Below are 23,116 nucleotides of genomic sequence, written 5' to 3' on the forward strand. Positions count from 1 at the left end.
GAGGAAATGCGCAGTCCAAAACGATTGTTTCGGATTCGGCCGAACGCGCCCTCGTTTGCCAAAGCGCGCCCGCTCAAGTACCTTGAACCCCTGCCGTCTGCGATCGGCCCCCGCTTCGCCCCTGGCCGAACCCCGCCGCCCGGGCGCACGGACGCTATCGCATCCGTTCATCCGTTCGCCCGTTGCACGACAGGAGTGCCGCCCCGATGAGAATCCCCCGTTTCAGCCGTTCCCTGCGCGCGGTCGCGGCCGCCGCCGCAGCCGCCGTCCCGCTCGTTTGCGCCGCGCCCGGCGCGCATGCCGCCGACGCGGTCACGGTCGCCTCGAAGATCGACACCGAAGGCAACCTGCTCGGCAGCGTGATCGCGCAGGTGCTGAAGGCGCACGGCATCGCCGTCGTCGACAAGATCGGGCTCGGCGCGACGCCGATCGTCAGAAAGGCGCTGACCACGGGTGAAATCGACATCTATCCGGAATACACCGGCAACGCGGCGTTCTTCTTCAACAAGGCCGACGATCCCGCGTGGAAGAACGCCGCGCAAGGCTACGCGCTCGCGAAGCGGCTCGACTACGCGGCGAACCGGATCGTCTGGCTCGCGCCCGCGCCGGCGAACAATACGTGGGGCGTCGCGGTGCTGAGCTCGGTCGCGCAGTCGCAGCATCTGAAGACGTTCGGCGACTTCGGCAAGTGGGTCGGCGCGGGCGGCAAGGTGAAGCTCGCCGCGTCGGCCGAGTTCGTCAACAGCGCGTCCGCGCTGCCGTCGTTCGAGAAGGCGTACGGCTTCAAGCTGAAGCCGGAGCAGATGCTCGTGCTGTCGGGCGGCGACACCGCCGCGACGATCAAGGCCGCCGCGCAGCAGACGGACGGCGTGAACGCCGCGATGGTCTACGGCACCGACGGCGGCATCGCGGCCGCGGGGCTCACCGTCCTCGACGACGACAAGCACGTGCAGCCCGTCTACGCGCCGACGCCGATCGTCCGCGAGGCGGTGCTGAAGGCGCATCCGCAGATCGCCGACTATCTGAAGCCGGTCTTCGCGAGCCTCGATCTGAAGACCCTGCAGACGCTCAACGCGCGAATCCAGATCAACGGCGAGCCGGCCGCGAGCGTCGCGGCGAGTTATCTGAAAGCGAAGGGCTTCGTCAAATGACGGCGCGCACGGCGCGCGGGGCCGGCGCGTCCGCCCCCGCGCCGCGCCCGCGCGCGCTGCCGGCGTGGGCCGCGCGCATCGACAAGGTCGGCGTGCTGATCGCCGCGCTCGTCGCGTACGCGGCGTTCGTCGAGCCATTCGTCACGCTGCGCGCGAACCGCATCGCGGCGGGCGCGGGGCTCGCGCCCGGCGCGGTGTTTCCGTCACTCGAGGCCGGCGCGCTCGACGCGCTGTGGGCGGCGGGCGCGCTCTTCGCGCTCGTGCGCAGCCGCGCGACGCTGCGCGCCGCCGTCGGCGCGGCGCTCGTGCTCGCGCTGTGCGTGGCCGTCGGCGACGCGCCCGCGCATCTCGTCACGCCGGACACGCCGCTCGCGCGCGTGTCGCCCGCATCGGGCGCATGGCTGCTGCTGTTCGCGTTCGCGGTGCTGATCGCCGACGCGCTCGCCCGCATCGCGCTCGCGCCGGGCACGCGCCTCGTCGCGCTCGCGGCCGCCATCGCGGCGCTCGCGGCGTTCATCCATGGCGGCTTCTGGGACGGGCTGTCGGTGATGCAGGAATACGCGGTGCGCGCCGACACGTTCCGCAGCGAGGCGGCCCGCCACCTCGCGCTCGTCGCCGGCTCGGTCGCGGCGGCCGTCGCGGCGGGCGTGCCGCTCGGCATCGGCTGCACGCGCTCGGCCGCGCTGCGCGGCGCGCTGATGCCGCTCCTGAACGTCGTGCAGACGATCCCGAGCATCGCGCTGTATGGCCTGCTGATGGCGCCGCTCGCGATCCTCGCCGCGCGCGTGCCGCTCGCCGCCCGCCTCGGCGTGAGCGGCATCGGCGTCGCGCCCGCGCTGATCGCCCTCTTCCTGTACGCGCTGCTGCCGATCGTGTCGAGCGTCGTCGTCGGCTTCGCGCAGGTGAGCGCCGCCGTCGTCGAGGCCGCGCAGGCGATGGGAATGACGGGCCGCGAGCGGCTCGTCGCGGTCGAGCTGCCGCTCGCGCTGCCCGTCGTGCTGTCCGGCGTGCGCATCGTGCTCGTGCAGAACATCGGCTTGGCCGCCGTCGCCGCGCTGATCGGCGGCGGCGGCTTCGGCACGTTCATCTTCCAGGGCATCGGCCAGTCGGCGACCGATCTCGTGCTGCTCGGCGCGCTGCCGACGATCGCGCTCGCGCTCGTCACCGCCGTGCTGTTCGAGGCCGCGACCGAGATCGCGAAAGGAGCGCGCCGATGATCGAGATCGAACGCGTGAGCCGGCTTTTCGGCGATGCCGCCTCGCGGGGCGTGCCGCCCGTCGTCGCGGTCGACGACGTGTCGCTCGCGGTCGCGCGCGGCACGGTGACGGCGCTCGTCGGCGCGTCGGGCAGCGGCAAGTCGACGCTGCTGCGGATGATCAACCGGCTGATCGCGCCGACGAGCGGGACGATTCGCGTCGGCGGCGTCGATACCGCGAGCGTGCCCGCCGAGACGCTGCGGCGCGGCATCGGCTACGTGATCCAGGGGCACGGCCTGTTTCCGCACTGGACGGTCGCGCGCAACGTCGCGACGGTGCCGCGCCTGCTCGGCTGGCGCGCGGCGCGCATCGACGCTCGGGTGCGCGAGCTGCTCGAGCTGTTCGAGCTCGATTACGACGCGTACGCGCGCAAGCTGCCGCATCAGCTGTCGGGCGGCCAGCAGCAGCGCGTCGGCGTCGCGCGCGCGCTTGCCGCCGAGCCCGCCATCCTGCTGATGGACGAACCGTTCGGCGCGCTCGATCCGATCATCCGCGGCAAGGCGCAGGATGATCTCGTCGCGCTGCAGCGCAGGCTCAGGATCACGATCGTGATCGTCACGCACGACATCGACGAGGCGCTGCGACTCGGCGATCAGATCGCGGTGATGGACGCGGGGCGCATTCTGCAGGCAGGCCCGCCCGCCGAGATTCTCGGCAGGCCGCAGCCGGGCGTCGTCGAGCGGCTCGTCGCGGGCCTCGACCGGCCGCTGCGGCTTCTCGCGCTCACGCGCGTCGACGCGCTCGCCGAGCCGGGCGCGGCGCCCGGCGAGCCGATCTCCGGCGCGCTCACGCTGCGCGACGCGATCTCCGAGCTGCTGTGGCGCGGCGTTCCCGCGCTGCCCGTGTCGAGCGCCGACGGCACCGTGACGACGCGCATCACGCTCGCCGCGATCGTCGCGCAGGCGAAGCGGCCGGCATGAGGCGCACGATGAACGCCGCCAAAGCAACCGGCAAGACCGGCGCGGCGTGCGCGATCGGCGCCGCGAGCCGCCGCGTCGGCCTCGCGCTCGCCCGCATCGCCGCGCTCGCGGCGCTCGCCGTGCTGCTCGCCCGGCCCGACTGGCTCGAGCCGCTGTTCGCGCCGTTCGCCGACAACGGCGCCCCCGCGATCTACCGGCGCGCAAGCCTTTTCGACCTGACGCTCTCGCATCTCGCGATCGTCGCGGTCGCGAGCGCGGCGGGCGCGATATGCGCGCTCGCCGCCGGAATCTTCGTCACGCGGCGCGCGGGCGCCGAATTCCTGCCGGTGGCGCGCAGCGTCGTGCACATCGGGCAGACCTTCCCGCCCGTCGCGGTGCTCGCGCTCGCGGTGCCCGCGGTCGGCTTCGGCGTGAAGCCCGTGCTGATCGCGCTGATCCTGTACGGGCTGCTGCCCATCTTCGAGAGCACGATCGCGGGCCTTCAGGACGTGCCCGCCGACGCCGTCGACGCCGCGCGCGGCATGGGCATGAGCGCGCTGCAGCGGCTCGCGTGGGTCGAGCTGCCGCTCGCGTTTCCGGTGATCCTGAACGGCATCCGGCTCGCCGTCGTCATCAATCTCGGCACCGCGACGATCGGCTCGACCGTCGCGGCCAAGGGGCTCGGCGACGTGATCATCGCAGGGCTGCAAACATCGAATACCGCGTTCGTGCTGCAAGGCGGCGTCGTCGTCGCACTGCTCGCGGTGCTGATCTACGACGCGCTCGGCGTGATCGGGCAATGGATCGCGCCTGCGGGCGCGGCGCGGCGCGAAGGTGGCGCGTGAGTTCACGCGTAAGTCGGCGTGTCGAGCGGCGCATACGGCGGCCGGCCGGGCGTGATGCGCGAATGCGCGCCGGCGCGCCGCGTCGAGCGATGCGTGACTGTTCGCCGGCCGATGCCGCTTCGCCGCTTCGCCGCTTCGCCGTTTCCGAGCGGCGAAACGCATGAACGATATCGCACGCATAGGGGCGCGTACGCGTCGCCGCATCGGACCGCACGCCGCGCCGACGTCATCGGACGCCGGCACGTCATACCCTCGTTGAATTCGGCGCATTGAATTCGGCGCGTTGAATTCGGCGCGTTGAATTCGGTGTGTTGAATTCGATTACGCATTCCGTTCGAGCGGCACTGCGCCGGTCGCGCAATTCGACTTGCCGCTCGGGCGATTGCCGCCGCGCGCGTCGCTACTCGTCAGCCGCAAGGCGCCGAGAAAAAAACGATGAATGCATTGCGCGCGTCGCTTTCATTGCGTGACGACATACGCGCGCGTCTTCATCGTCACATATTCGTCACGATTCGCTCCCGAAAGCGTCCCGCTCGGCGCGCACGCACCACATGCGATCGCGCGCCAGCGCACGGCGCGCACGCGTTCGCGCGCGCGCTTCCGGCGACCTGCGGTCAATTACGATTTCAGCAAGATGGAATTGCGTCGAATGAAGGTAATCGCGACTGGCGCCGGCGATCAAGCGCTCATCGAGAGCATGAAAGACAGCGACATGCACTCCGTTCCTAGCACCATTTGCACACTGTCCGGAGGCCTTCCGGCGTTTTTTGATCCATGACATAAAGTGCCGTTTAAATTGTTTTCAATTGTTATGCAATCGGGAAGAATTGAATCGACGAAAGCAAATTCAAATACCGAATTTGACGGATTTTGAATGGCTTCGATCGGCTCGTTTCGGGTGTGTGAATCCGGATAGACCGTCCGATTCAGGCACACGCGGAAATTCGACCGCCAAAAGCGATCGAGAGCGGATTCGAACCTAAAAGCAGGAAGCATGATGAGAATCTGTATCGAAAATATTCAACCGGGAGTCACGCGAGAAGAGCTGCAGGCTTTTCTATTCAAATACACCGGAAAGAAATTCACCGACATTCAATTCATCGGGCAATCGGGCCCGCGGCCGAGCGCGCTGATCGACATGGACAGCGCCAATTGGGGTGCGCTCGCCGAAATTCGTCGCCGCCTGCACGGCATGTACTGGAAGCGGCGCCGGATCGGCGTCTGGCTCTTTTCGTTCTGGGACCGCAGCGACGCCGCCGAGGCGCGGCGTCAACGCGAAGCCCGCGCGCAACAACCCGGGAGCGGACCGATGACGACACTCCGCCGATAACGCTCGATCGAGCACGCACTTTCGGATTTCTAACAACGCGCGTTCCGCCGGATACGCGCATGCCAGCGGCAGACCGCCGCGCGCTTTCGCCCCGGCGGAAGCGCGATGGCCGCGTGCGCGCCGCGATTTTGCAATAACGCGACTGCGAGGAAACATCATGGCTGAAGTGATTCAAGACGTCGCGGCGAAACCCGCCGCGAGCAAGCTGCGACTCGGCGCGCTGACCGCGCTCGTCGTCGGATCGATGATCGGCGGCGGCATCTTCTCGCTGCCGCAAAACATGGCCGCCACGGCCGAAGCCGGCGCGATCCTGATCGGCTGGGCGATCACCGCGGTCGGCATGCTCACGCTCGCGTTCGTGTTCCAGACGCTCGCGAACCGCAAGCCGCAGCTCGACGGCGGCGTGTACGCATACGCGCAGGCGGGCTTCGGCGACTACATGGGCTTCTCGTCCGCGTGGGGCTACTGGATCAGCGCGTGGCTCGGCAACGTCGGCTACTTCGTGCTGCTGTTCTCGACGCTCGGCTACTTCTTTCCGGTGTTCGGCGAAGGCAACACGCCCGCCTCGATCGCCGGCGCGTCGGTGCTGCTGTGGGCCGTGCACTTTCTCGTGCTGCGCGGCATCCGGCAAGCGGCGTTCATCAACCTCGTCACGACCGTCGCGAAGATCGTCCCGCTCGCGGTATTCATCCTGATCTGCTTCTTCGCGTTCAAGCTGGACGTGTTCAGGGCCGACATCTGGGGCCGCGCGAACCCGTCGCTCGGCTCGGTGATGAACCAGGTCCGCAGCATGATGCTCGTGACGGTCTGGGTCTTCATCGGCATCGAGGGCGCGAGCATCTTCTCGGCGCGCGCGGAGAAGCGCAGCGACGTCGGGCGCGCGACCGTGATCGGCTTCGTCGGCGTGCTGCTCGTGCTCGTGCTCGTCAACGTGCTGTCGCTCGGCATCATGACGCAGCCGCAGCTCGCGAAGCTGCAGAACCCGTCGATGGCGGCCGTGCTCGAGCACGTCGTCGGCCACTGGGGCGCCGTGCTCATCAGCGTCGGCCTCGTCGTGTCGCTCGCCGGCGCGCTGCTGTCGTGGGTGCTGCTTTGCGCGGAGATCATGTTCTCGGCCGCGAAGGACCACACGATGCCCGCGTTCCTGCGCAAGGAGAACGCGAACCACGTGCCCGCCAACGCGCTCTGGCTCACGAACGCGCTCGTCCAGGTGTTCCTGCTGATCACGCTGTTCTCGCAAAGCACCTATCTGTCGCTGATCTATCTCGCGACGTCGATGATCCTGATCCCGTACTTCTGGTCGGCCGCCTACGCGCTCCTTCTCGCCGTGCGCGGCGAGACCTACGAGAACGACGCCCGCGCGCGCCGCACGGACGGCTTCGTCGCAGCGCTCGCCGTGCTCTACGCAGTGTGGCTGCTGTACGCGGGCGGCGCCAAGTATCTGCTGCTGTCCGCCCTTCTCTATGCGCCGGGCGCGCTCTTCTTCGCGAAGGCGAAGCGCGAGCTCGGCAAGCCGGTCTTCACCGCCGTCGAAAAGCTGATCTTCGCGGCGGCGTCCGCCGCCGCGGTGTTCGCGGCCTACGCGCTCCATAGCGGGCTCATCACCCTTTGATCGAAGAGGTAACCAACATGACCAACGCCATCCCTCAAGTCGGTGTCCACTCCGAAGTCGGCAAACTGCGCAAGGTGCTCGTCTGCTCGCCGGGGCTCGCGCATCAGCGGCTCACGCCGAGCAATTGCGACGAGCTGCTGTTCGACGACGTGATGTGGGTGAATCAGGCGAAGCGCGACCATTTCGACTTCGTGTCGAAGATGCGCGAGCGCGGCGTCGAAGTGCTCGAGATGCACAACCTGTTGACCGAGACCGTGAAGAATCCGGCCGCGCTCAAGTGGATACTGGACCGCAAGATCACGCCCGACAGCGTCGGCATCGGCCTCGTCGACGAAGTGCGCGCGTGGCTCGAGGGCCTCGAGCCGCGCACGCTCGCCGAGTTCCTGATCGGCGGCGTCGCGGCGAGCGACATCCCGGGCGCCGAGCGCTCGAAGGTGCTCACGCTGTTCCGCGACTATCTCGGCAAATCGTCGTTCGTGCTGCCGCCGCTGCCGAACATGATGTTCACGCGCGACACGTCATGCTGGATCTACGGCGGCGTCACGCTCAATCCGATGCACTGGCCCGCGCGCCGGCAGGAAACGCTCCTCGTCGCCGCGATCTACAGATTCCATCCGGCGTTCGCCGACGCGAAGTTCGACATCTGGTACGGCGATCCCGACCGCGATCACGGGATGGCGACGCTCGAAGGCGGCGACGTGATGCCGATCGGCCGCGGCGTCGTGCTCGTCGGAATGGGCGAGCGCACCTCGCGCCAGGCGATCGGCCAGCTCGCGCAAGCGCTGTTCCAAAAGGGCGCGGCCGAGCGCGTGATCGTCGCGGGCCTGCCGAACTCGCGCGCGTCGATGCACCTCGACACCGTGTTCAGCTTCTGCGACCGCGATCTCGTGACGGTCTTCCCCGACGTCGTGAGCCGGATCGTGCCGTTCTCGCTGCGCCCGGGCGGCGACGCGCGTTACGGCATCGAGATCGAGCGCGAGGACAAGCCGTTCGTCGACGTCGTCGCGCAGGCGCTCGGCCTCAGGGCGCTGCGCGTCGTCGAGACGGGCGGCAACGATTTCGCGGCCGAGCGCGAGCAATGGGACGACGGCAACAACATGGTCTGCGTCGAGCCGGGCGTCGTCGTCGGCTACGACCGCAACACGTATACGAACACGCTGCTGCGCAAGGCGGGCGTCGAGGTGATCACGATCGGCTCGAGCGAGCTCGGCCGCGGCCGGGGCGGCGGCCACTGCATGACCTGCCCGGTGCTGCGCGATCCGGTCGACTACTGAGGCGAACACCGAAGCGAGCGTCGCGGCGCTTTGGCGCCGCTGCCTGACACCCAACGGAGAATCCAGATGAGCTTCAACCTGCACAACCGCAATCTGCTGAGCCTGATGCATCACAACGCGCGCGAGCTGCGCTACCTGCTCGATCTCGCGCGGGATCTCAAGCGCGCGAAGTACAGCGGCACCGAGCAGCCGCGTTTGCTGCGCAAGAACATCGCGCTGATCTTCGAGAAGACGTCGACCCGCACGCGCTGCGCGTTCGAAGTCGCCGCGTACGACCAGGGCGCGAACGTCACGTACATCGATCCGGCGTCGTCGCAGATCGGCCACAAGGAGAGCATGAAGGACACCGCGCGCGTGCTCGGCCGGATGTACGACGCGATCGAGTACCGCGGCTTCAGCCAGGAGATCGTCGAGGAGCTCGCGCATCATGCGGGCGTGCCCGTCTTCAACGGCCTCACCGACGAATACCACCCGACGCAAATGCTCGCCGACGTGATGACGATGCGCGAGCACAGCGACAAGCCGCTGCACGACATCAGCTACGCGTATCTCGGCGACGCGCGCAACAACATGGGCAACTCGCTGCTGCTCATCGGCGCGAAGCTCGGGATGGACGTGCGCATCGGCGCGCCGAAGGCGCTCTGGCCCGCTGCGGAGTTCATCGCGCAATGCGAGGCGTTCGCGGCCGAAAGCGGCGCGCGGATCATGTTGAGCGAAGATCCGCATGAGGCGGTCAAGGGCGTCGACTTCATCCACACCGACGTATGGGTGTCGATGGGAGAGCCCGTCGAGGCATGGGACGAACGGATCAAGGCGCTGCTGCCGTATCAGGTGAACCGCAAGCTGATCGAATCGACGGGCAATCCGCGCACGCGCTTCATGCATTGCCTGCCGGCGTTCCACAATTGCGAGACGAAGGTCGGCAAGCAGATCGCCGAGCGCTATCCGCGTCTGAAGGACGGCATCGAAGTGACCGACGAAGTGTTCGAATCGCCGCGCTGCATCGCGTTCGAGCAGGCGGAGAACCGCATGCACACGATCAAGGCGGTACTCGTGTCGACGCTCGGCGGCATCTGACGAACCCACGCGCGCGACCGTGCGGCGCCCTGCATCATCGGGCGCCGCGCCGCGCGCATCTTCAAGGAGAAACACGATGCGTATCGTCATCGCATTGGGCGGCAACGCGCTCTTGCAGCGCAATCAGCCGATGACCGAGGCCCAGCAGCGGGAGAACGTGAAGATCGCGGTCGCGCAGATCGCGCAGATCGCGCCCGGCAACGAACTCGTGATCGCGCACGGCAACGGGCCGCAGGTCGGGCTCCTCGCGCTGCAGGGCGCGGCATATACCGAAGTCGCGCCCTATCCGCTCGACGTGCTCGGCGCGCAGACGGAAGGGATGATCGGCTATCTGATCGAACAGGAAATGGGCAACCTGCTGCCGCCCGACGCGCCGTTCGCGACGCTCCTGACGCAAGTGGAGGTCGATCCGGCCGATCCGGCGTTCGAGCATCCGACCAAGCCGATCGGCCCCGTCTATTCGCGCGAGGACGCCGAGCGGCTCGCGCAGGAAAAAGGCTGGCGCATCGCGCCCGACGGCGACCAGTTCCGCCGCGTGGTGGCGAGCCCGCGGCCGCGGCGCATCTTCGAGATCCGGCCGGTCAAGTGGCTGCTCGAGAAAGGCACGATCGTGATCTGCGCGGGCGGCGGCGGCATTCCGACGCGCTACGACGCGAGCGGCAAGCTCTCGGGCGTCGAGGCGGTGATCGACAAGGATCTGTGCGCGTCGCTGCTCGCGCGCGAATTGAGCGCGGATCTGCTCGTGATTGCGACCGACGTCGACGGCGCGTACGTCGACTGGGGCAAGCCGACGCAAGCGCAGATCGAGGCCGCGCATCCGGACGAGCTCGAACGGCTCGGTTTCGCGGCCGGCTCGATGGGGCCGAAGGTGCAGGCGGCGATCGAGTTCGCACGGCAGACCGGACACGATGCGGTGATCGGCTCGCTCGCGGATATCGTCGCGATCGCCGAGGGCCGCGCGGGCACGCGCGTCAGCACGAAGGTCGACGGGATTCGTTACCGCAAGCCGCACTGAGCGAGACGGCGGCGAGCGGCATGGCGATCCGCCGCCGCGCGACGCGCGCCGGCGGCGAGGCGCGGCTGTCGTCGCGCGCGCCGCGGCCAGTGCGGCCGCGGCGCGCTTCGAGCCCTCGCGTATCGCACCGCCGATGCAATCCGCAGCGTTGATCCGCAGCATCGACGTCCCGCACCGGCGAGCGCGCCGCCCGCCGCGCTCTTCGTCCGCTCACGCGCCGCGCTTGTCGTTCTGACGGCGCGTCCACGCATGCGTCTGCTCGTCGCGCACGAACTGCTCGACGGCGGCGGGCAGCAGGTTGCGGAACAGCCCGCCGTCGCTTTCCGTCACTTCGACCATCTTCTCGACCATCTCCTGCGGGTCGAACTGCTCGAACGGGAACGTCAGCTTCTCGGGCGTCGCCGCGTCGCGCGCGGGATCGAGCCAGCGGCGCGGCGTCTCCATCATCCGGTCGTTGAAGCCCGTGCTATAAGGGCCCGGATTGACGACCGCGATCTGGATGCCGTGCGCGTCGAGCTCCGCGTGCATCGCCTCGGCGATCGATTCGACCGCGTGCTTCGACGCGCAATACGCGCCCGTGTACGCGCCCGTGATGAGCCCGGCGATCGACGACACGAACACGATCTTGCCGCGCCCGCGCGCGATCATCCCGCGCGCGACCTGCTGCGTGAGCTCGAGCGGGCCGAACACGTTGGCCTCGAACAGCTCGCGAACGATGTCGACGGGCAGATCGACGAGCGCGCCCGCCTCGCCCACGCCGGCGTTGTTCAGCAGCACGTCGACGTCCCAGCGCGCGGCCTGCGCGCGGTCCCGCGCCGAGGTCACGTCGAGCTTCACGGCGTCGAGCGCGACCCCGCGCCGCGCGGCCTCGGCGTTCAGTTCGGTGATCTGCGGCACGATCTGCACGCCCGCGATCACGTGATGGCCTTTCGCGGCGAGCCGCAGCGCGGCCTCGCGGCCGAAACCCGAGCCTGCGCCCGTCACCAGAATGCGTTTCCGAGTCATGTCCTTGCTCCTTGTCCTGCGTTGAGAAGAGTGGCGAAAGCATCGACGCACGCCTGTGCGATCGCGCTGTCGTCGTCGACCGTGCCGCCCGACACGCCGACCGCGCCGACGCAGCTTCCGTTTGCATCGAGAAGCGGCAGGCCGCCGCCGAACGTGACGAGCCCGCCGTTGCTGTGCTCGATGCTGCGGATCGGCCCGTCGCCGGCCGACAACACGCCGAGCGACGCGCTCGGCATCCGGAAGCGCGCGGCCGTGCCGGCCTTGCGCGTCGCGAGATCGATCGCGCCGATGAACGCGTCGTCCATCCGCGCGAACGCGACGAGATGCGCGCCGGCGTCGACGACGGCGATCGCGACGGCGACGCCCGCCGCGTTCAGATGCGCGGCGTTCGCGACGCCGGCGTCGACGACGCGCCGCGCGCGTTCGAGCGTGAGTTCGGTGGACATCGGCGGCTCCTTGTGCGATTCGACTGGGAGCCAGTGTAAGGATCGGCGGTATCTGCGAGAATCAGTGTTCCGCTCACAAACGTATCAAGTTTTTCTAATGACTCTGCGACGCGATCCGCTCGGCGGCCTGCATGTGTTCATCAGCGTCGTCACGCACGGCAACTTCACGCGCGCGGCGGCCGCGCTCGGCCTCACGCCCGCGGCGGTGAGCCTCGCGATCGGGCAGCTCGAAAGCGAGCTGAAAGTAAAATTGTTCAGCCGCAGCACGCGCGGCGTGAGCCTGACGGAAGCCGGCCAGCGCTATTACGACGCGACCGCGCAGCCGTACCGGCAGGTCGCCGACGCACGCGACGCGCTGAACGACGCGCGCGACGAGCCCGAGGGCCTGTTGCGGATCAGCGCGCTGCATCTCGCGAAATCGGTCGTCACGGCCGACGTGCTCGCCGAATTCTTCCGCCGCTACCCGAAAGTGAGCGTCGAGATCCGCTACGAGGATCATCTCGTCGACATCGTGAAGGAACGGCTCGACGCCGGGATACGCTTGGCCGACCGGCTGCAGCCCGGTATGGTCGGCGTGAAGATCGCGCCCGCGCTCACGTGCGCGCTCGTCGCGACGCCCGGCTATCTCGCGCAGCACGGCACGCCGGCGAAGGTCGCCGACCTCGCGCGGCACATGTGCATCCGCTTTCGCTTTCCGAAGAGCGGGCGCCTGCACAAATGGCCGCTGCGCGACGGCCGCCGCGACATCGAGCTCGACGTCGCGGGCCGCTTCGTCAGCACCGATACGGGCGCCGTGATCGACGCCGCGCGCGCGGGCGCGGGCATCGCGTTCGTGTTCATGCGCGAGCGGATCGAGGACGACCTGCGCCGCGGCACGCTGCGCGAGGTGCTGCCGGGCGCATGCCGGACGCTGCCGCCGATGTGGCTCTACTACGCGAACCGCAAGCACGTGCCGCCGAAGCTGCGCGCGTTCATCGCGGTGCTGCGCGAGCACGCGGCGGCCGACGCGCGGCGCTGACGGCTTCGCGTTCGCCGTTGCGGCGCGATGCCGCCTCGCGCCGCGCGCTTGTGCGTCGTTTTTGTGCGTCGTTCTCGTGCTTCGTCCGCGTCCGGCGACGGCTTGGTCCGCCGCCCCATGCAAAAGCGCCGGCGCGGCGCAATGCGCTTGCATGATTTCGCGATATCACGAAGTCGCGCCGCCGCCAGCAACGATGCGCGGGATCGGCTACATTGTGCGGACCGCGCCGCCCGCGCGGATCACGGGCGGGCGCGTGGCGACTTCTTCATCGATTCATCGACCGAGTTCATCCATGTCCGATCTTTCCGAGTTTCCGATCACGAAGAAATGGCCCGCGCAGCATCCGGAGCGCATCCAGCTCTATTCGCTGCCGACGCCGAACGGCGTCAAGGTGTCGATCCTGCTGGAGGAAACGGGGCTGCCGTACGAGGCGCACGTCGTGCGCTTCGACACGAACGACCAGATGTCGCCCGAGTTCCTGTCGCTGAACCCGAACAACAAGATCCCGGCGATCATCGATCCGCACGGCCCGGGCGGCAAGCCGCTCGCGCTGTTCGAATCGGGCGCGATCCTGCTCTATCTCGCCGACAAGACGGCCCGGTTCATTCCGGCCGATCCCGCGCGCCGCTACGAGACGATCCAGTGGCTGATGTTCCAGATGGGCGGCATCGGGCCGATGTTCGGCCAGGTCGGCTTCTTTCACAAGTTCGCGGGCCGCGACTACGAGGACAAGCGCCCGCGCGATCGCTACGTCGGCGAAGCGAAGCGCCTGCTCGCGGTGCTCGAGGGCCGCCTCGCGGATCGCCAGTGGATCATGGGCGACGCCTATACGATCGCCGACATCGCGACGTTCCCGTGGGTGCGCAACCTGATCGGCTTCTACGAGGCGCGCGAGCTCGTCGAATTCGAGCGCTTTCCGAACGTCGCGCGCGTGCTCGACGCGTTTCTCGCACGGCCGGCGGTCGCGCGCGGGCTGAACATTCCGGCGCGGCCGTAACCGCGTGCCGGCGTCGCGCCGCGTCCATGCGGTGCGACGCCTTGCGCCGACGGGCGGCCGGACGCACGCGCGGCTCGCCGCGTCGCCCGCCCCCTCGATCCTCTGCCTGCTTCCGCTGCTCCTTTTCGCGCTCGCAACGAACGCCATCGCGAATGCGACGGCATACGCGAAAAGTCACCAGTCACGCCGCTTCAACGTTTCAATCTCGCCTCCTTCTTGCCTCCTTCCTCTCGCCGAATCGCATGCGCCTTCGACGTCCGGCGTTTGCGTCGCCTCCGTCCGGCATCCGCGCGCCACATGCATCCGTTCACGATGCGCCAAACGCGAAGTGGTGCGAATCATTCCGCGAGCGGCGCATCGAGCGCCGCGCCGTTTCGAGCGATTTCGCGGCGATTTCGCGCCGATTCGCGGCGATCCGCGCCGGTCCGTATCGGCTCGCCCGCGCCGCCGGGCCCATCAACGTGCAGTCAGCCGTCGGCCTGCCCTTGCAGCAGCTTGCCGAGCAGCTTCGCGAGCCGGCGCTGCTCCGTGTCGCTCAGCGCGGCCAGCACGCGCCGCTGGTTGTCGACGTGCGCGACGACGGCGTCGTCGATCAACGCGAGCCCCGCGGGCGTCAGCGCGACGAGCGTGCCGCGCCCGTCCGCCGGATTCGGGCGGCGCTCGACCCACCCCGCCTTTTCGATGCGATCGATCCGGTTCGTCATGCTGCCCGACGAGATCATCGCGGCGTCGTAAAGCGCGGTCGGCGTCAGCGCGTACGGCGCGCCGCTGCGACGCAGCGTCGCGAGCACGTCGAACTCGCCGGGCTGCAAGCCGTAGCGCGCGAAGAGCGGGTTGAGCCTGTCCCGCGCGATGACGAGCGCCGCCTCCTGCAGCCTGCCGAGCACGATCATCGACGACGGGTCGAGATCCGGGCGCTCGCGACGCCATTGCTCGACCGCATGTGCTGCGCGATCCATTACCCCTCCTGTTCGTCCAAGTTATCTTGACGTCGAGATAGATCGAATCTATCTTGATGTCGAGACAATTATACGCAATGCGCGTACCCGGCAGCCGTCCGGACGCGCGCCGCTTCCATTCCTATGCACATGCTTCTTTCTCCTGCTTGGCGGCTCGCCGCCATCGTTCTCGTCGGCCTCAACCTGCGTCCGGTGCTCGCGTCGGTCGGGCCGCTCCTCGATACGATCCAGCGCGCGACCGGCTTGTCCGACAGCGCGGCGAGCCTGCTGACGACCGTCCCGATCCTGCTGATGGGCGCGGGGGCGCTGATCGCGCCGTGGCTCGCGCGCCGCGCCGGCGTGCGCGCGGGCGTATGGCTCGGCGTCGCGCTGATCGGGCTCGCATGCGCGGCGCGCGTCGCGGCGAGCGCGCCCGCCGTGCTGCTCGCGTCCGCGCTGTGCGCGGGGCTCGGCATCGCGGCGGTGCAGGCGCTCCTGCCCGCCTTCATCAAGGCCGAGTTCGCCGCGCGCGCGGGCAGCGTGATGGGCTTCTATTCGACGTCGATCATGGGCGGCGCCGTGTTCGCGAGCGTCGCGACGCCGTTTGCGTCGCACGCGCTCGGCTGGCCGCTCGCGCTGGCCGGCTGGACGCTGCCCGCCGTCGCCGCCGCGCTGCTGTGGCCGCTCGCGACGCGCGCGGCGGCCCGCGACGCGCAGGCGCGCTCGGCCACGCGGCGCACGAGCGGCGCGCGCGCATGGTTGCTCGCCGCGTTCTTCGGCCTCGGCACGGGCGCGTACACGCTCGTGCTCGCGTGGCTGCCGCCGTATTACGTGGCGCTCGGATGGTCGCCCGAAGCGGCGGGCGGGCTGCTCGGCGGCGTGACGCTCGCCGAGGTCGCCGCGGGGCTCACCGTGTCGGCGTTCATCGACCGCCTGACGGATCGCCGTCCCGCGCTCTTCGCCGCGATCGCTTCGCTGTTCGTCGGCTTGATCGTGCTGATCGCGGCGCCGATCGATTTCGCGCTGCCCGCGTCGCTGCTGCTCGGCCTCGGCATCGGCGCGCTGTTTCCGCTGTCGCTGATCGTCGCGCTCGATCACGCGCCGAGCGCGGCCGAGGCCGGCGCGCTTACCGGATTCGTCCAGGGAATCGGCTATCTGATCGCGGGCCTTTTCCCGTTCGTCGCGGGCGTGATCCGGCAGAACGTCGCCGATCTGTCGCCGGCATGGGGCTTCATGGCCGCCGTGTGCGTCGCGATGGCGGCGATGGCCGCGCGCTTCGCGCCGCTGCGGCTCGCCGTCGCGCGAAACGGCGCGTGAGGGGCGAGTCAGCGGCGAGTGAGTGACGCATGGCGGCGCGCGACGCGTATCGTCTGGCGTTTGCGCGATGTCGCGTTGCATTCGTGGTGTGGGTTGCTTGCGTTGCAGTCGTATAGGCAGCGCCGCTCGCCGGTATCGCCGCATGGGTGCGGCCGGAGGAATCCCCGCTCGCTCGGATGCCGGCGCGCCGCCGACGCGACGCGCGCGCGGCGGCTACCCTATCGCCGATGCGCGGGCGTCGCTTCGGGGCGGCATGGCGCGCGCCGATTTGCGTCTCGCGTCGAAGACGCAACGTTTCGACGGCGTGTCGACGACGAAACTACGAATCGACGCATGGCGCGCGTTCGTCGCGCCGATGAACTACGCATGCTGACATGCGCGAATGCGGCCATGTCGCGTCGCGCGGCCCGATCGCACGGCGGTGAACGCCTGCGATGCGCCCGCCTCAAATCGGCCGCGCACATCTTCGCCGCGAAGCGCGCGTGCCTGTTCATGCTCGAGCTGCCGCCGGCCCGATCCCGAGCGCGCCCGCGCATCGGCCGCACGGATCGCGCTTTGCCCGAGCCGGAACTCGTACGGCACGCCACGGTCCCTATTGAACGTCACGACCCCAACGCGCCGATCCGGCCAAGGAAATGCCCATGATGTCGACTCGATTCCGTCATTTCGCCGCGGCCGCGCTCGTGGTGTCCGCCGGCGCGTTCGCGGCGCCGGCGAGCGCCGCGCCCGACGTCGCGTGCCGGCCCGACGAGACGATGCCGAAGCGGCAGTTCCGCGGTACGTGGATCGCATCGGTGATCAACATCGACTGGCCGTCCCGCCCGGGCCTGTCCGTCGCCGACCAGGAGGCCGAGCTGCGCGCGTGGCTCGACGACGCGGCCCGCATGAATCGAAATGCCGTGATCCTCCAGGTTCGCCCGACCGCGGACGCATTCTGGCCGTCGCCGTTCGAGCCGTGGTCGAAATATCTGACGGGCGCGCAAGGCGGCGACCCCGGCTACGATCCGCTCGCGTTCGCGGTTGCCGAAGCGCATCGGCGCAATCTCGAGCTGCACGCATGGTTCAATCCGTATCGCATCGCGATGGACGAGCGCATCGACGCGCTCGTCGCGACGCATCCGGCCCGCCAGCACCCGGACTGGGTCGTTCGCTACGGCGGGAAGCTGTACTACAACCCGGGCGTGCCGGCCGCGCGCGCGTTCGTCGTCGACGCGATCATGGACGCCGTCGGCCGCTACGATATCGACGGCGTGCATCTCGACGACTATTTCTACCCGTATCCGGTCGCGGGCGAGACGTTCGACGATGCGTCGGCCTACGCTCGATACGGCGCGGGCTTCCCGACGCTCGCCGACTGGCGCCGCGATAACGTCGATCGGCTCGTCGAAGCGCTCGCGCATCGCATCAAGGCCGCGAAGCCGTGGGTGAAGTTCGGAATCTCGCCGTTCGCGGTCTGGCGCAACGCGGCCACCGATCCGCAGGGCTCGCAGACGTCGGCTGCCGTGCAGACCTATGACGACCTGTATGCGGATACGCGCCGATGGCTGCGCGAGCGCTGGATCGATTACGTCGTCCCGCAGGTGTACTGGGCGCAAGGCTTCGCACCCGCCGACTACGACAAGGTGGTGTCGTGGTGGGCGAACGAGGCACGCGGCCGCGACGTGCACTTGTACATCGGGCAGGCGGCGTACAAGGTCGGCACGTCGAATCAATCGCCGGGCTGGTCCGATCCGGCCGAGCTGAGCAATCATCTGGCGTTCAATCTCACCGTGCCCGAGGTGAAGGGCGACGTCTACTTTTCCGCGAAGGACGTGCGCGCGGACCGGCTCGGCGCGACGACGCGCGTGAACCGCACCTGGTATTCGCGGCCGGCGCTCGTGCCGGCGATGCGCCCGCTCGACGGAGCGCCGCCGCCGCCCGCTGAGGATCTCCGCGCGCAACGCACGCCGGACGGCGTGCGGCTGCGATGGAAGCCGCGCTCGAATGCGGCGGCGTCTTACGCGGTCTATCGCCACGAGACGGGACGGCAAGACATGTGCGACGACCACGACGCGCGCCATTTGCTCGCGACGGTTCGGGGAACCGATTATGTCGACATCACCGCGCACGCCGATCGCGACTACCGCTACGTCGTCACCGCGCTCGATCGTCTCTGGAACGAAAGCGAGCCGGTCGACGTCGTGACGCCGGCTTTGCGATCGCATTGAAGCGCTCGCGCGGATGCGCCGGCGGCGGAGCGTCGTTCACGCGAACACGGGCGACGCCGCGCATCGGCATCTGATATTTCGCGCTCGGCTCGATGCGGGACGCCGCGCGTGGATCGCGATGCGTCGCCGACGCGTTCGAGCCCGCGCTTCGCGCAGCGACGGTCGCATCGGCGTCTGGGGGCGGAGTCGATGTCGGATTCGGCATCGATGCGCGTGCCGCCCCAAGCTTGCCTTGCCTCTTGCATGCCCGTTCGCGCGCTCGACGCGCGCAATCGCCGCATGCCTGCGCACGCCGGCGCTTGCCGATATGCTGACCTGCGCCGAGCGCCGCCGTCCTCACCCTTTCGCGTAGAGCGTCGACTCGTCGAACCCTTGCGCGTCGAGCACGCGCCCGATCAGGATCAGCGCGGTGCGCTCGATTGGCGTGCCGGCGACCTTGTCGACGATGTCGGCGAGCGTGCCCGTCACGCGCTCCTCGTCGGGCCAGCTCGCACGGTAGATCACGGCCACCGGACAATCGGCGCCGTAGTGCGGCAGCGCGTCGTCGACGATTCGCGCGAGATGCCGCACGCCGAGATGGATCGCGAGCGTCGCGCGGTGCGCGGCGAGGCTCGCGAGCGACTCGCCTTCGGGCATCGTCGTCTTGCCCGCGTAGCGCGTGAGGATCACGGTCTGCGCGACGCCCGGCAGCGTCAGCTCGACGCCGAGCGCCGCCGCGCACGCGGCCGTCGCGGTCACGCCGGGCACGATCTCGTAAGGAATCCGGAGCGCGGCGAGCCGGCGCATCTGCTCGCCGATCGCGCCGTACAGCGACGGATCGCCGGAATGCACGCGCGCGACGTCCTGCCCGTTCGCGTGCGCCTGAGCGAGCAGCGCGACGATCGCATCGAGATCGAGCTCCGCCGTGTTCACGACGAGTTCGGCGCGATGGCCGTCGAGCACCGCGGCCGGCACGAGCGAGCCCGCGTACAGGATCACCGGGCAACTGCGCACGAGGCGCTGGCCCTTCACCGTGATCAGCTCGGGATCGCCCGGACCCGCGCCGATGAAATACACCGTCATTCAAGATACTCCGTCATTCGATGATTCGATTCGAGGATGCGATGCGCGCGCCGCGGGGCGCGTTCTCGCGCATTGCGCGCATCGCTCGGGCAGCCCGCTTTCGTCACTTTCGTCACTTTCGTCGCTCTTCTCGCCTACGCGACCTGTCCCGCTTTGATGACGCCTCGCCGCGCACGCAACTCGGCCCGGCGCGTGCGGCCCGCGGGACATCCGGCCCGCCGTCTTCGATCATCATGCCGGCCCCGCGTCGACGCGCGAGCGCACCGCACACGCGGCCCGTCACGACGCGCGAATTGCACGAAACGTGCGCAACGCGTCGACGAGCGCGGCCGTGTCGCCGAATTCGCGATCCGCGTCGGGCAGCGCCGGCCGCTCGACCATCACGACGGGAATGCCCCGCTCGCGGGCGACGTCGAGCTTCGCCTCGGTCGCCGCGCCGCCGCTGTTCTTGCTGACGACCACGTCGATTCCGGCTGTCGCGAAGAGCACGCGCTCGCCGTCGGCCGAGAACGGCCCGCGCGCGGCGAGCACGTGCGCGCGCGCGTTGCCGGGATGCGCGTCGAGGCAGCGCACGAGCCAGTGCTGATGCGGAGCAATCTCGTCGAGATGCGCGAGCGGCTCGCGCCCGAGCGTGAACAGCGGCCGCGCGAACGGCGCGATCGCGGCGGCGACGCCGTGCCAATCGGCGACGCCGCGCCAGTCGTCGCCGGGCTGCGGCCGCCACGGCGCGCGGCGCAGCGCCCAGTACCGCACGCCCGCCGCGCGGCACGCGGCGGCCGCGTTCGCGCTGATTCGCGCGGCGAACGGATGCGTCGCGTCGACGACGAGCGCGATCGCGTGCTCGCGCAGATGGCGCGCGAGCCCGTCGGCGCCGCCGAAGCCGCCGACGCGCACGTCGCACGCCAGATCGTCCGGCACCTTGCCGAGGCCCACGAGGCTGTACACGTCGCGCGGCGCGAGCGTGCGCGCGACGCGCAGCGCGTCGCCCGTGCCGCCGAGCAGCAACACGCGGCGCGCGCTCATGGCGCGACGCCGACGATGCGGCCCGCTCGATCGATCGCGAGCACTTCGACGTCGACCTCGTCGGGCACGATATCGCGCGCGACGCGGCGCGCGTGCGCGCACACGATGTCGCCGAGCGGCACGTGGTGCGCGAGCGCGAGCGCCAACGCCTGCTGGCTCGTGTTCGCCGCGCGGATCTCGTGCTGCAGCACGGCGCTCGCGCCCGCTTCGCCCGCCCACGCGGCGAGGAGCGGCAAGTCGATGCTCGAATGTCGGCTGTGCAGATCGAGGTGCCCCGCGGCGAGCTTGCTGAGCTTGCCGAAGCCGCCGCACAGCGTGAGCCGCGCGACGCGCGCGCGGCGCAGATACTTGAGCACCGCGCCCGCGAAGTCGCCCATTTCGATGAGCGCGATGTCGGGCAGGCCGTAGCGCGCGCGCACCGCGTCCTCGCTCGCGTTGCCGGTGCACGCGGCGATGTGCGACACGCCGTTCGCGCGCGCGACGTCGATCCCCTGATGAATCGACGCGATGTACGCGGAACACGAGAACGGCCGCACGATGCCCGTCGTGCCGAGGATCGACAGGCCGCCGACGATCCCGAGGCGCGGGTTCATCGTCTTCAACGCGAGCGTCTCACCGTTCTCGACGCCGATCGACACGTCGAAGCCGCCCGCGTAACCGTGCTCGGCCGCGAGCGCGGCGAGGTGCTCCGCCATCATCCGGCGCGGCACCGGGTTGATCGCCGGTTCGCCGATCGGGATCGTGAGCCCCGCGCGCGTGACCGTGCCGACGCCCGCCGCCGCGTGAAAGCGCACGCCCGGCTCGTGGGCGAGCTTCACGCGCGCGAACACGAGCGCGCCGTGCGTGACGTCCGGGTCGTCGCCCGCGTCCTTGATCGTGCCCGCCTCGGCGCCGCCGTCACCCGTCACGCGGCAGAACTCGAGGCGCATCGCGACGCGCTGCCCCTTCGGCAACACGATCTCGACCAGGTCGCTCGCCTGAGCGCTCAGCAACAGGCGCGCGGCCGCGAGCGACGTTGCGGTCGCGCAACTGCCCGTCGTGTAGCCGAAGCGCAGCGGTGCCGGCTGCTCGGGCGTTTCGTCGCGCATCACCCGTGCTCCGGCTGCGCGTCGCGCGGTTTGCGCGCGTCGTACAGCGTGACGGGCAGCGCCTGCCGCCACGCGTCGAAGCCGCCGAGCGGCTGCGCGTGCGCGACCGATACGCGCGTGAGCGCGCCGCCGTGCCGCTCGCGCCACGCGACGAGCGCCGCCTCGCCCTGCAGCGTCACCGCGTGCGCGACGAAACGGCCGCCGGGCTTCAGGCCGGCCCAGCACGCGTCGAGCACGCCGTCGCGGCTCACGCCGCCGCCGACGAACACCGCGTCGGGCGCGGGCAGGCCCGCGAGCGCGTCAGGCGCGCGGCCCGCGACGAGCTCGAGCGCCGGCACGCCGAGCGCGTCGCGGTTGTGCTCGATGAAGCGCTGCCGCTCCGGATGCGCTTCGATCGCGATCGTCCGGCAGCTCGGATGCGCGCGCATCCATTCGATGCCGATCGACCCTGAGCCCGCGCCGACGTCCCACAGCAATTCGCCGGGCGCGGGCGCAAGCCGTGCGAGCGCGAGCGCGCGCAGATCGCGCTTGGTCAGCTGGCCGTCGTGGCGGTACGCGTCGTCGGGCAGGCCCGGCGTGAGCGCGAGGCGCGGCGCGTCGGCGCGCGCGGGGCATGCGCGGCATTCGATCGCGACGAGGTTGAGCGCCGCCGTTCGCGCGTCGCCCCACGCGTCGGCGCGCGCGTCGATGCGCCGCTCGAGCGGGCCGCCGAGATGCTCGAACACGGTCATCGCGCTCGGCCCGAAGCCGCGCGCGGCGAGCGCGAGCGCGAGCGCGGCGGGCGTCGCGCCGTCCGCGCTCAGCACGATGAGACGCCGGCCCGGATACAAATGCCGATTGAGCGACGCGAGCGGGCGGCCGACGAGCGACACCGCGTCGACGTCCTGCAACGCCCAGCCGACGCGCGCGGCCGCGAGCGACAGCGAAGACGGCGCGGGCAGCACGCGCCATTCGTGCGGCGCGAGCGCGCGCGCGAGCGTCGCGCCGACGCCGAACAGCATCGGATCGCCGCTCGCGAGCACGCACACGCGCGCCGGACGCCGCGCGAGGAGCGGCGCGAGATCGAACGGCTTCGGCCACGGCGCGCGCTCGGCCCCACGCCGCGCCGGCAGCATCGCCAGATGCCGCTCGCCGCCCATCACCACCGCCGCCTCGGCGAGCGCGCGCCGCGCGCTCCTGCCGAGCCCCGCGTATCCGTCGTCGCCGATGCCCACCACCGTCAGCCACGCGGTCATCCGTCGTACTCCATCGTGTTCCTGTCGATCCTGAAAGCGTCGCCCGCGCAGCGCATCCCGCGCTCGGACGTCACGAAAAAAGGCATAATACAGCGTCCGTCGACCGGCGCCCCACGGGGCCCAAGAGGGAACGCAGGGCGCGCCGCGCCGCTGCGGCTGCCCCCGCAACTGTGAGCAGCGAGTCCGCATCCGATCCACGCCACTGGTCACGCCGCCCACCCGCGGCCGCCGGGAAGGCCCGCTGCGGATGACGACCTGCCAGCCAGGAGACCTGCCGGGACGTTTCGTTCGTGCCATCCAACATCGGGCGGGGTGTACCGA

The 23,116-nt window shown here is 69.8% G+C and carries 20 protein-coding genes and 1 riboswitch; of the genes, 13 read left to right on the top strand and 7 right to left on the bottom strand.

Annotated features, from left to right (window positions below; genetic code table 11):
- Nucleotides 1-206 precede the first annotated feature (206 nt).
- From osmF to arcC, 9 genes are all read left to right on the top strand, one after another.
- On the top strand, nucleotides 207-1,151 hold the full coding sequence (osmF, locus tag WS78_RS09570; protein ID WP_038742985.1) for a glycine betaine ABC transporter substrate-binding protein OsmF: 945 nt from the start codon (nucleotides 207-209) through the stop codon (nucleotides 1,149-1,151).
- Nucleotides 1,148-2,368: an ABC transporter permease gene (locus WS78_RS09575; protein WP_038742988.1), complete on the top strand. Its 1,221-nt coding sequence runs from the start codon at nucleotides 1,148-1,150 to the stop codon at nucleotides 2,366-2,368. The genes osmF and WS78_RS09575 overlap by 4 nt, the downstream gene beginning before the upstream one ends.
- Nucleotides 2,365-3,327, top strand: coding sequence for an ABC transporter ATP-binding protein (locus tag WS78_RS09580; RefSeq protein ID WP_038742991.1), 963 nt, complete (start codon nucleotides 2,365-2,367; stop codon nucleotides 3,325-3,327). The genes WS78_RS09575 and WS78_RS09580 overlap by 4 nt, the downstream gene beginning before the upstream one ends.
- On the top strand, nucleotides 3,324-4,151 hold the full coding sequence (locus tag WS78_RS09585; RefSeq protein ID WP_038742993.1) for an ABC transporter permease: 828 nt from the start codon (nucleotides 3,324-3,326) through the stop codon (nucleotides 4,149-4,151). The genes WS78_RS09580 and WS78_RS09585 overlap by 4 nt, the downstream gene beginning before the upstream one ends.
- A 997-nt stretch (nucleotides 4,152-5,148) precedes the next feature.
- A complete protein-coding gene (locus WS78_RS09595; RefSeq protein ID WP_038743315.1) occupies nucleotides 5,149-5,481 on the top strand; it encodes an RNA-binding protein in 333 nt (110 codons plus the stop codon).
- A gap of 157 nt (nucleotides 5,482-5,638) precedes the next feature.
- A complete protein-coding gene (gene arcD, locus WS78_RS09600; protein WP_052144961.1) occupies nucleotides 5,639-7,093 on the top strand; it encodes an arginine-ornithine antiporter in 1,455 nt (484 codons plus the stop codon).
- Between the two features lie 17 nt (nucleotides 7,094-7,110).
- The gene (gene arcA / locus WS78_RS09605; RefSeq protein WP_038742997.1) at nucleotides 7,111-8,367 is read left to right on the top strand and encodes an arginine deiminase; all 1,257 of its coding nucleotides are present in this window, start codon (nucleotides 7,111-7,113) and stop codon (nucleotides 8,365-8,367) included.
- Nucleotides 8,368-8,433: 66 nt separating this feature from the next.
- Nucleotides 8,434-9,444 carry an ornithine carbamoyltransferase gene (locus tag WS78_RS09610; protein WP_038742999.1) on the top strand — a complete coding sequence of 337 codons (1,011 nt, stop codon included), beginning with the start codon at nucleotides 8,434-8,436 and terminating at the stop codon, nucleotides 9,442-9,444.
- Nucleotides 9,445-9,520: 76 nt separating this feature from the next.
- Nucleotides 9,521-10,459: a carbamate kinase gene (arcC, locus tag WS78_RS09615; RefSeq protein ID WP_038743001.1), complete on the top strand. Its 939-nt coding sequence runs from the start codon at nucleotides 9,521-9,523 to the stop codon at nucleotides 10,457-10,459.
- Between the two features lie 210 nt (nucleotides 10,460-10,669).
- Here the strand turns inward: arcC and WS78_RS09620 are convergent, their stop codons facing one another.
- Entirely contained in the window at nucleotides 10,670-11,464 is a 795-nt protein-coding gene (locus WS78_RS09620; protein WP_038743003.1) for an SDR family oxidoreductase, read from the bottom strand.
- Nucleotides 11,461-11,910: a GlcG/HbpS family heme-binding protein gene (locus WS78_RS09625; RefSeq protein WP_059574940.1), complete on the bottom strand. Its 450-nt coding sequence runs from the start codon at nucleotides 11,908-11,910 to the stop codon at nucleotides 11,461-11,463. The genes WS78_RS09620 and WS78_RS09625 overlap by 4 nt, the downstream gene beginning before the upstream one ends.
- 97 nt (nucleotides 11,911-12,007) lie before the next feature.
- Between WS78_RS09625 and WS78_RS09630 the strand changes: the two genes are divergently transcribed.
- Nucleotides 12,008-12,928, top strand: coding sequence for a LysR family transcriptional regulator (locus tag WS78_RS09630; protein ID WP_038743007.1), 921 nt, complete (start codon nucleotides 12,008-12,010; stop codon nucleotides 12,926-12,928).
- Between the two features lie 292 nt (nucleotides 12,929-13,220).
- On the top strand, nucleotides 13,221-13,925 hold the full coding sequence (locus WS78_RS09635; protein ID WP_059574942.1) for a glutathione binding-like protein: 705 nt from the start codon (nucleotides 13,221-13,223) through the stop codon (nucleotides 13,923-13,925).
- Nucleotides 13,926-14,392: 467 nt separating this feature from the next.
- Here WS78_RS09635 and WS78_RS09640 read toward each other — a convergent pair whose 3' ends face one another.
- Nucleotides 14,393-14,884, bottom strand: coding sequence for a MarR family winged helix-turn-helix transcriptional regulator (locus WS78_RS09640; protein WP_059574944.1), 492 nt, complete (start codon nucleotides 14,882-14,884; stop codon nucleotides 14,393-14,395).
- 123 nt (nucleotides 14,885-15,007) lie between these two features.
- On the opposite strand from WS78_RS09640, the gene WS78_RS09645 reads away from it, so the two are divergent.
- Nucleotides 15,008-16,180 (top strand): MFS transporter, encoded by a 1,173-nt coding sequence (locus WS78_RS09645; protein WP_059574946.1) that lies wholly within the window; start codon nucleotides 15,008-15,010, stop codon nucleotides 16,178-16,180.
- 641 nt (nucleotides 16,181-16,821) lie between these two features.
- Nucleotides 16,822-18,387 (top strand): glycoside hydrolase family 10 protein, encoded by a 1,566-nt coding sequence (locus WS78_RS09655; protein ID WP_038743018.1) that lies wholly within the window; start codon nucleotides 16,822-16,824, stop codon nucleotides 18,385-18,387.
- A 336-nt stretch (nucleotides 18,388-18,723) separates the two neighbouring features.
- Here the strand turns inward: WS78_RS09655 and cobM are convergent, their stop codons facing one another.
- The 4 genes from cobM to WS78_RS09675 form a co-directional block, all read right to left on the bottom strand.
- Nucleotides 18,724-19,449 (bottom strand): precorrin-4 C(11)-methyltransferase, encoded by a 726-nt coding sequence (cobM, locus tag WS78_RS09660; RefSeq protein WP_038743020.1) that lies wholly within the window; start codon nucleotides 19,447-19,449, stop codon nucleotides 18,724-18,726.
- 279 nt (nucleotides 19,450-19,728) lie between these two features.
- Nucleotides 19,729-20,472 (bottom strand): cobalt-precorrin-6A reductase, encoded by a 744-nt coding sequence (locus WS78_RS09665; protein ID WP_038743022.1) that lies wholly within the window; start codon nucleotides 20,470-20,472, stop codon nucleotides 19,729-19,731.
- The gene (locus tag WS78_RS09670; RefSeq protein ID WP_082717387.1) at nucleotides 20,469-21,560 is read right to left on the bottom strand and encodes a cobalt-precorrin-5B (C(1))-methyltransferase; all 1,092 of its coding nucleotides are present in this window, start codon (nucleotides 21,558-21,560) and stop codon (nucleotides 20,469-20,471) included. The genes WS78_RS09665 and WS78_RS09670 overlap by 4 nt, the downstream gene beginning before the upstream one ends.
- Entirely contained in the window at nucleotides 21,560-22,795 is a 1,236-nt protein-coding gene (locus WS78_RS09675; protein WP_059574952.1) for a bifunctional cobalt-precorrin-7 (C(5))-methyltransferase/cobalt-precorrin-6B (C(15))-methyltransferase, read from the bottom strand. Before WS78_RS09675 ends, WS78_RS09670 begins: the two co-directional genes overlap by 1 nt.
- 85 nt (nucleotides 22,796-22,880) lie before the next feature.
- Nucleotides 22,881-23,088, top strand: a riboswitch (cobalamin riboswitch).
- Nucleotides 23,089-23,116: the final 28 nt, after the last annotated feature.

Origin of the sequence: Burkholderia savannae, assembly GCF_001524445.2 — a bacterium.
GTDB lineage: Bacteria > Pseudomonadota > Gammaproteobacteria > Burkholderiales > Burkholderiaceae > Burkholderia > Burkholderia savannae.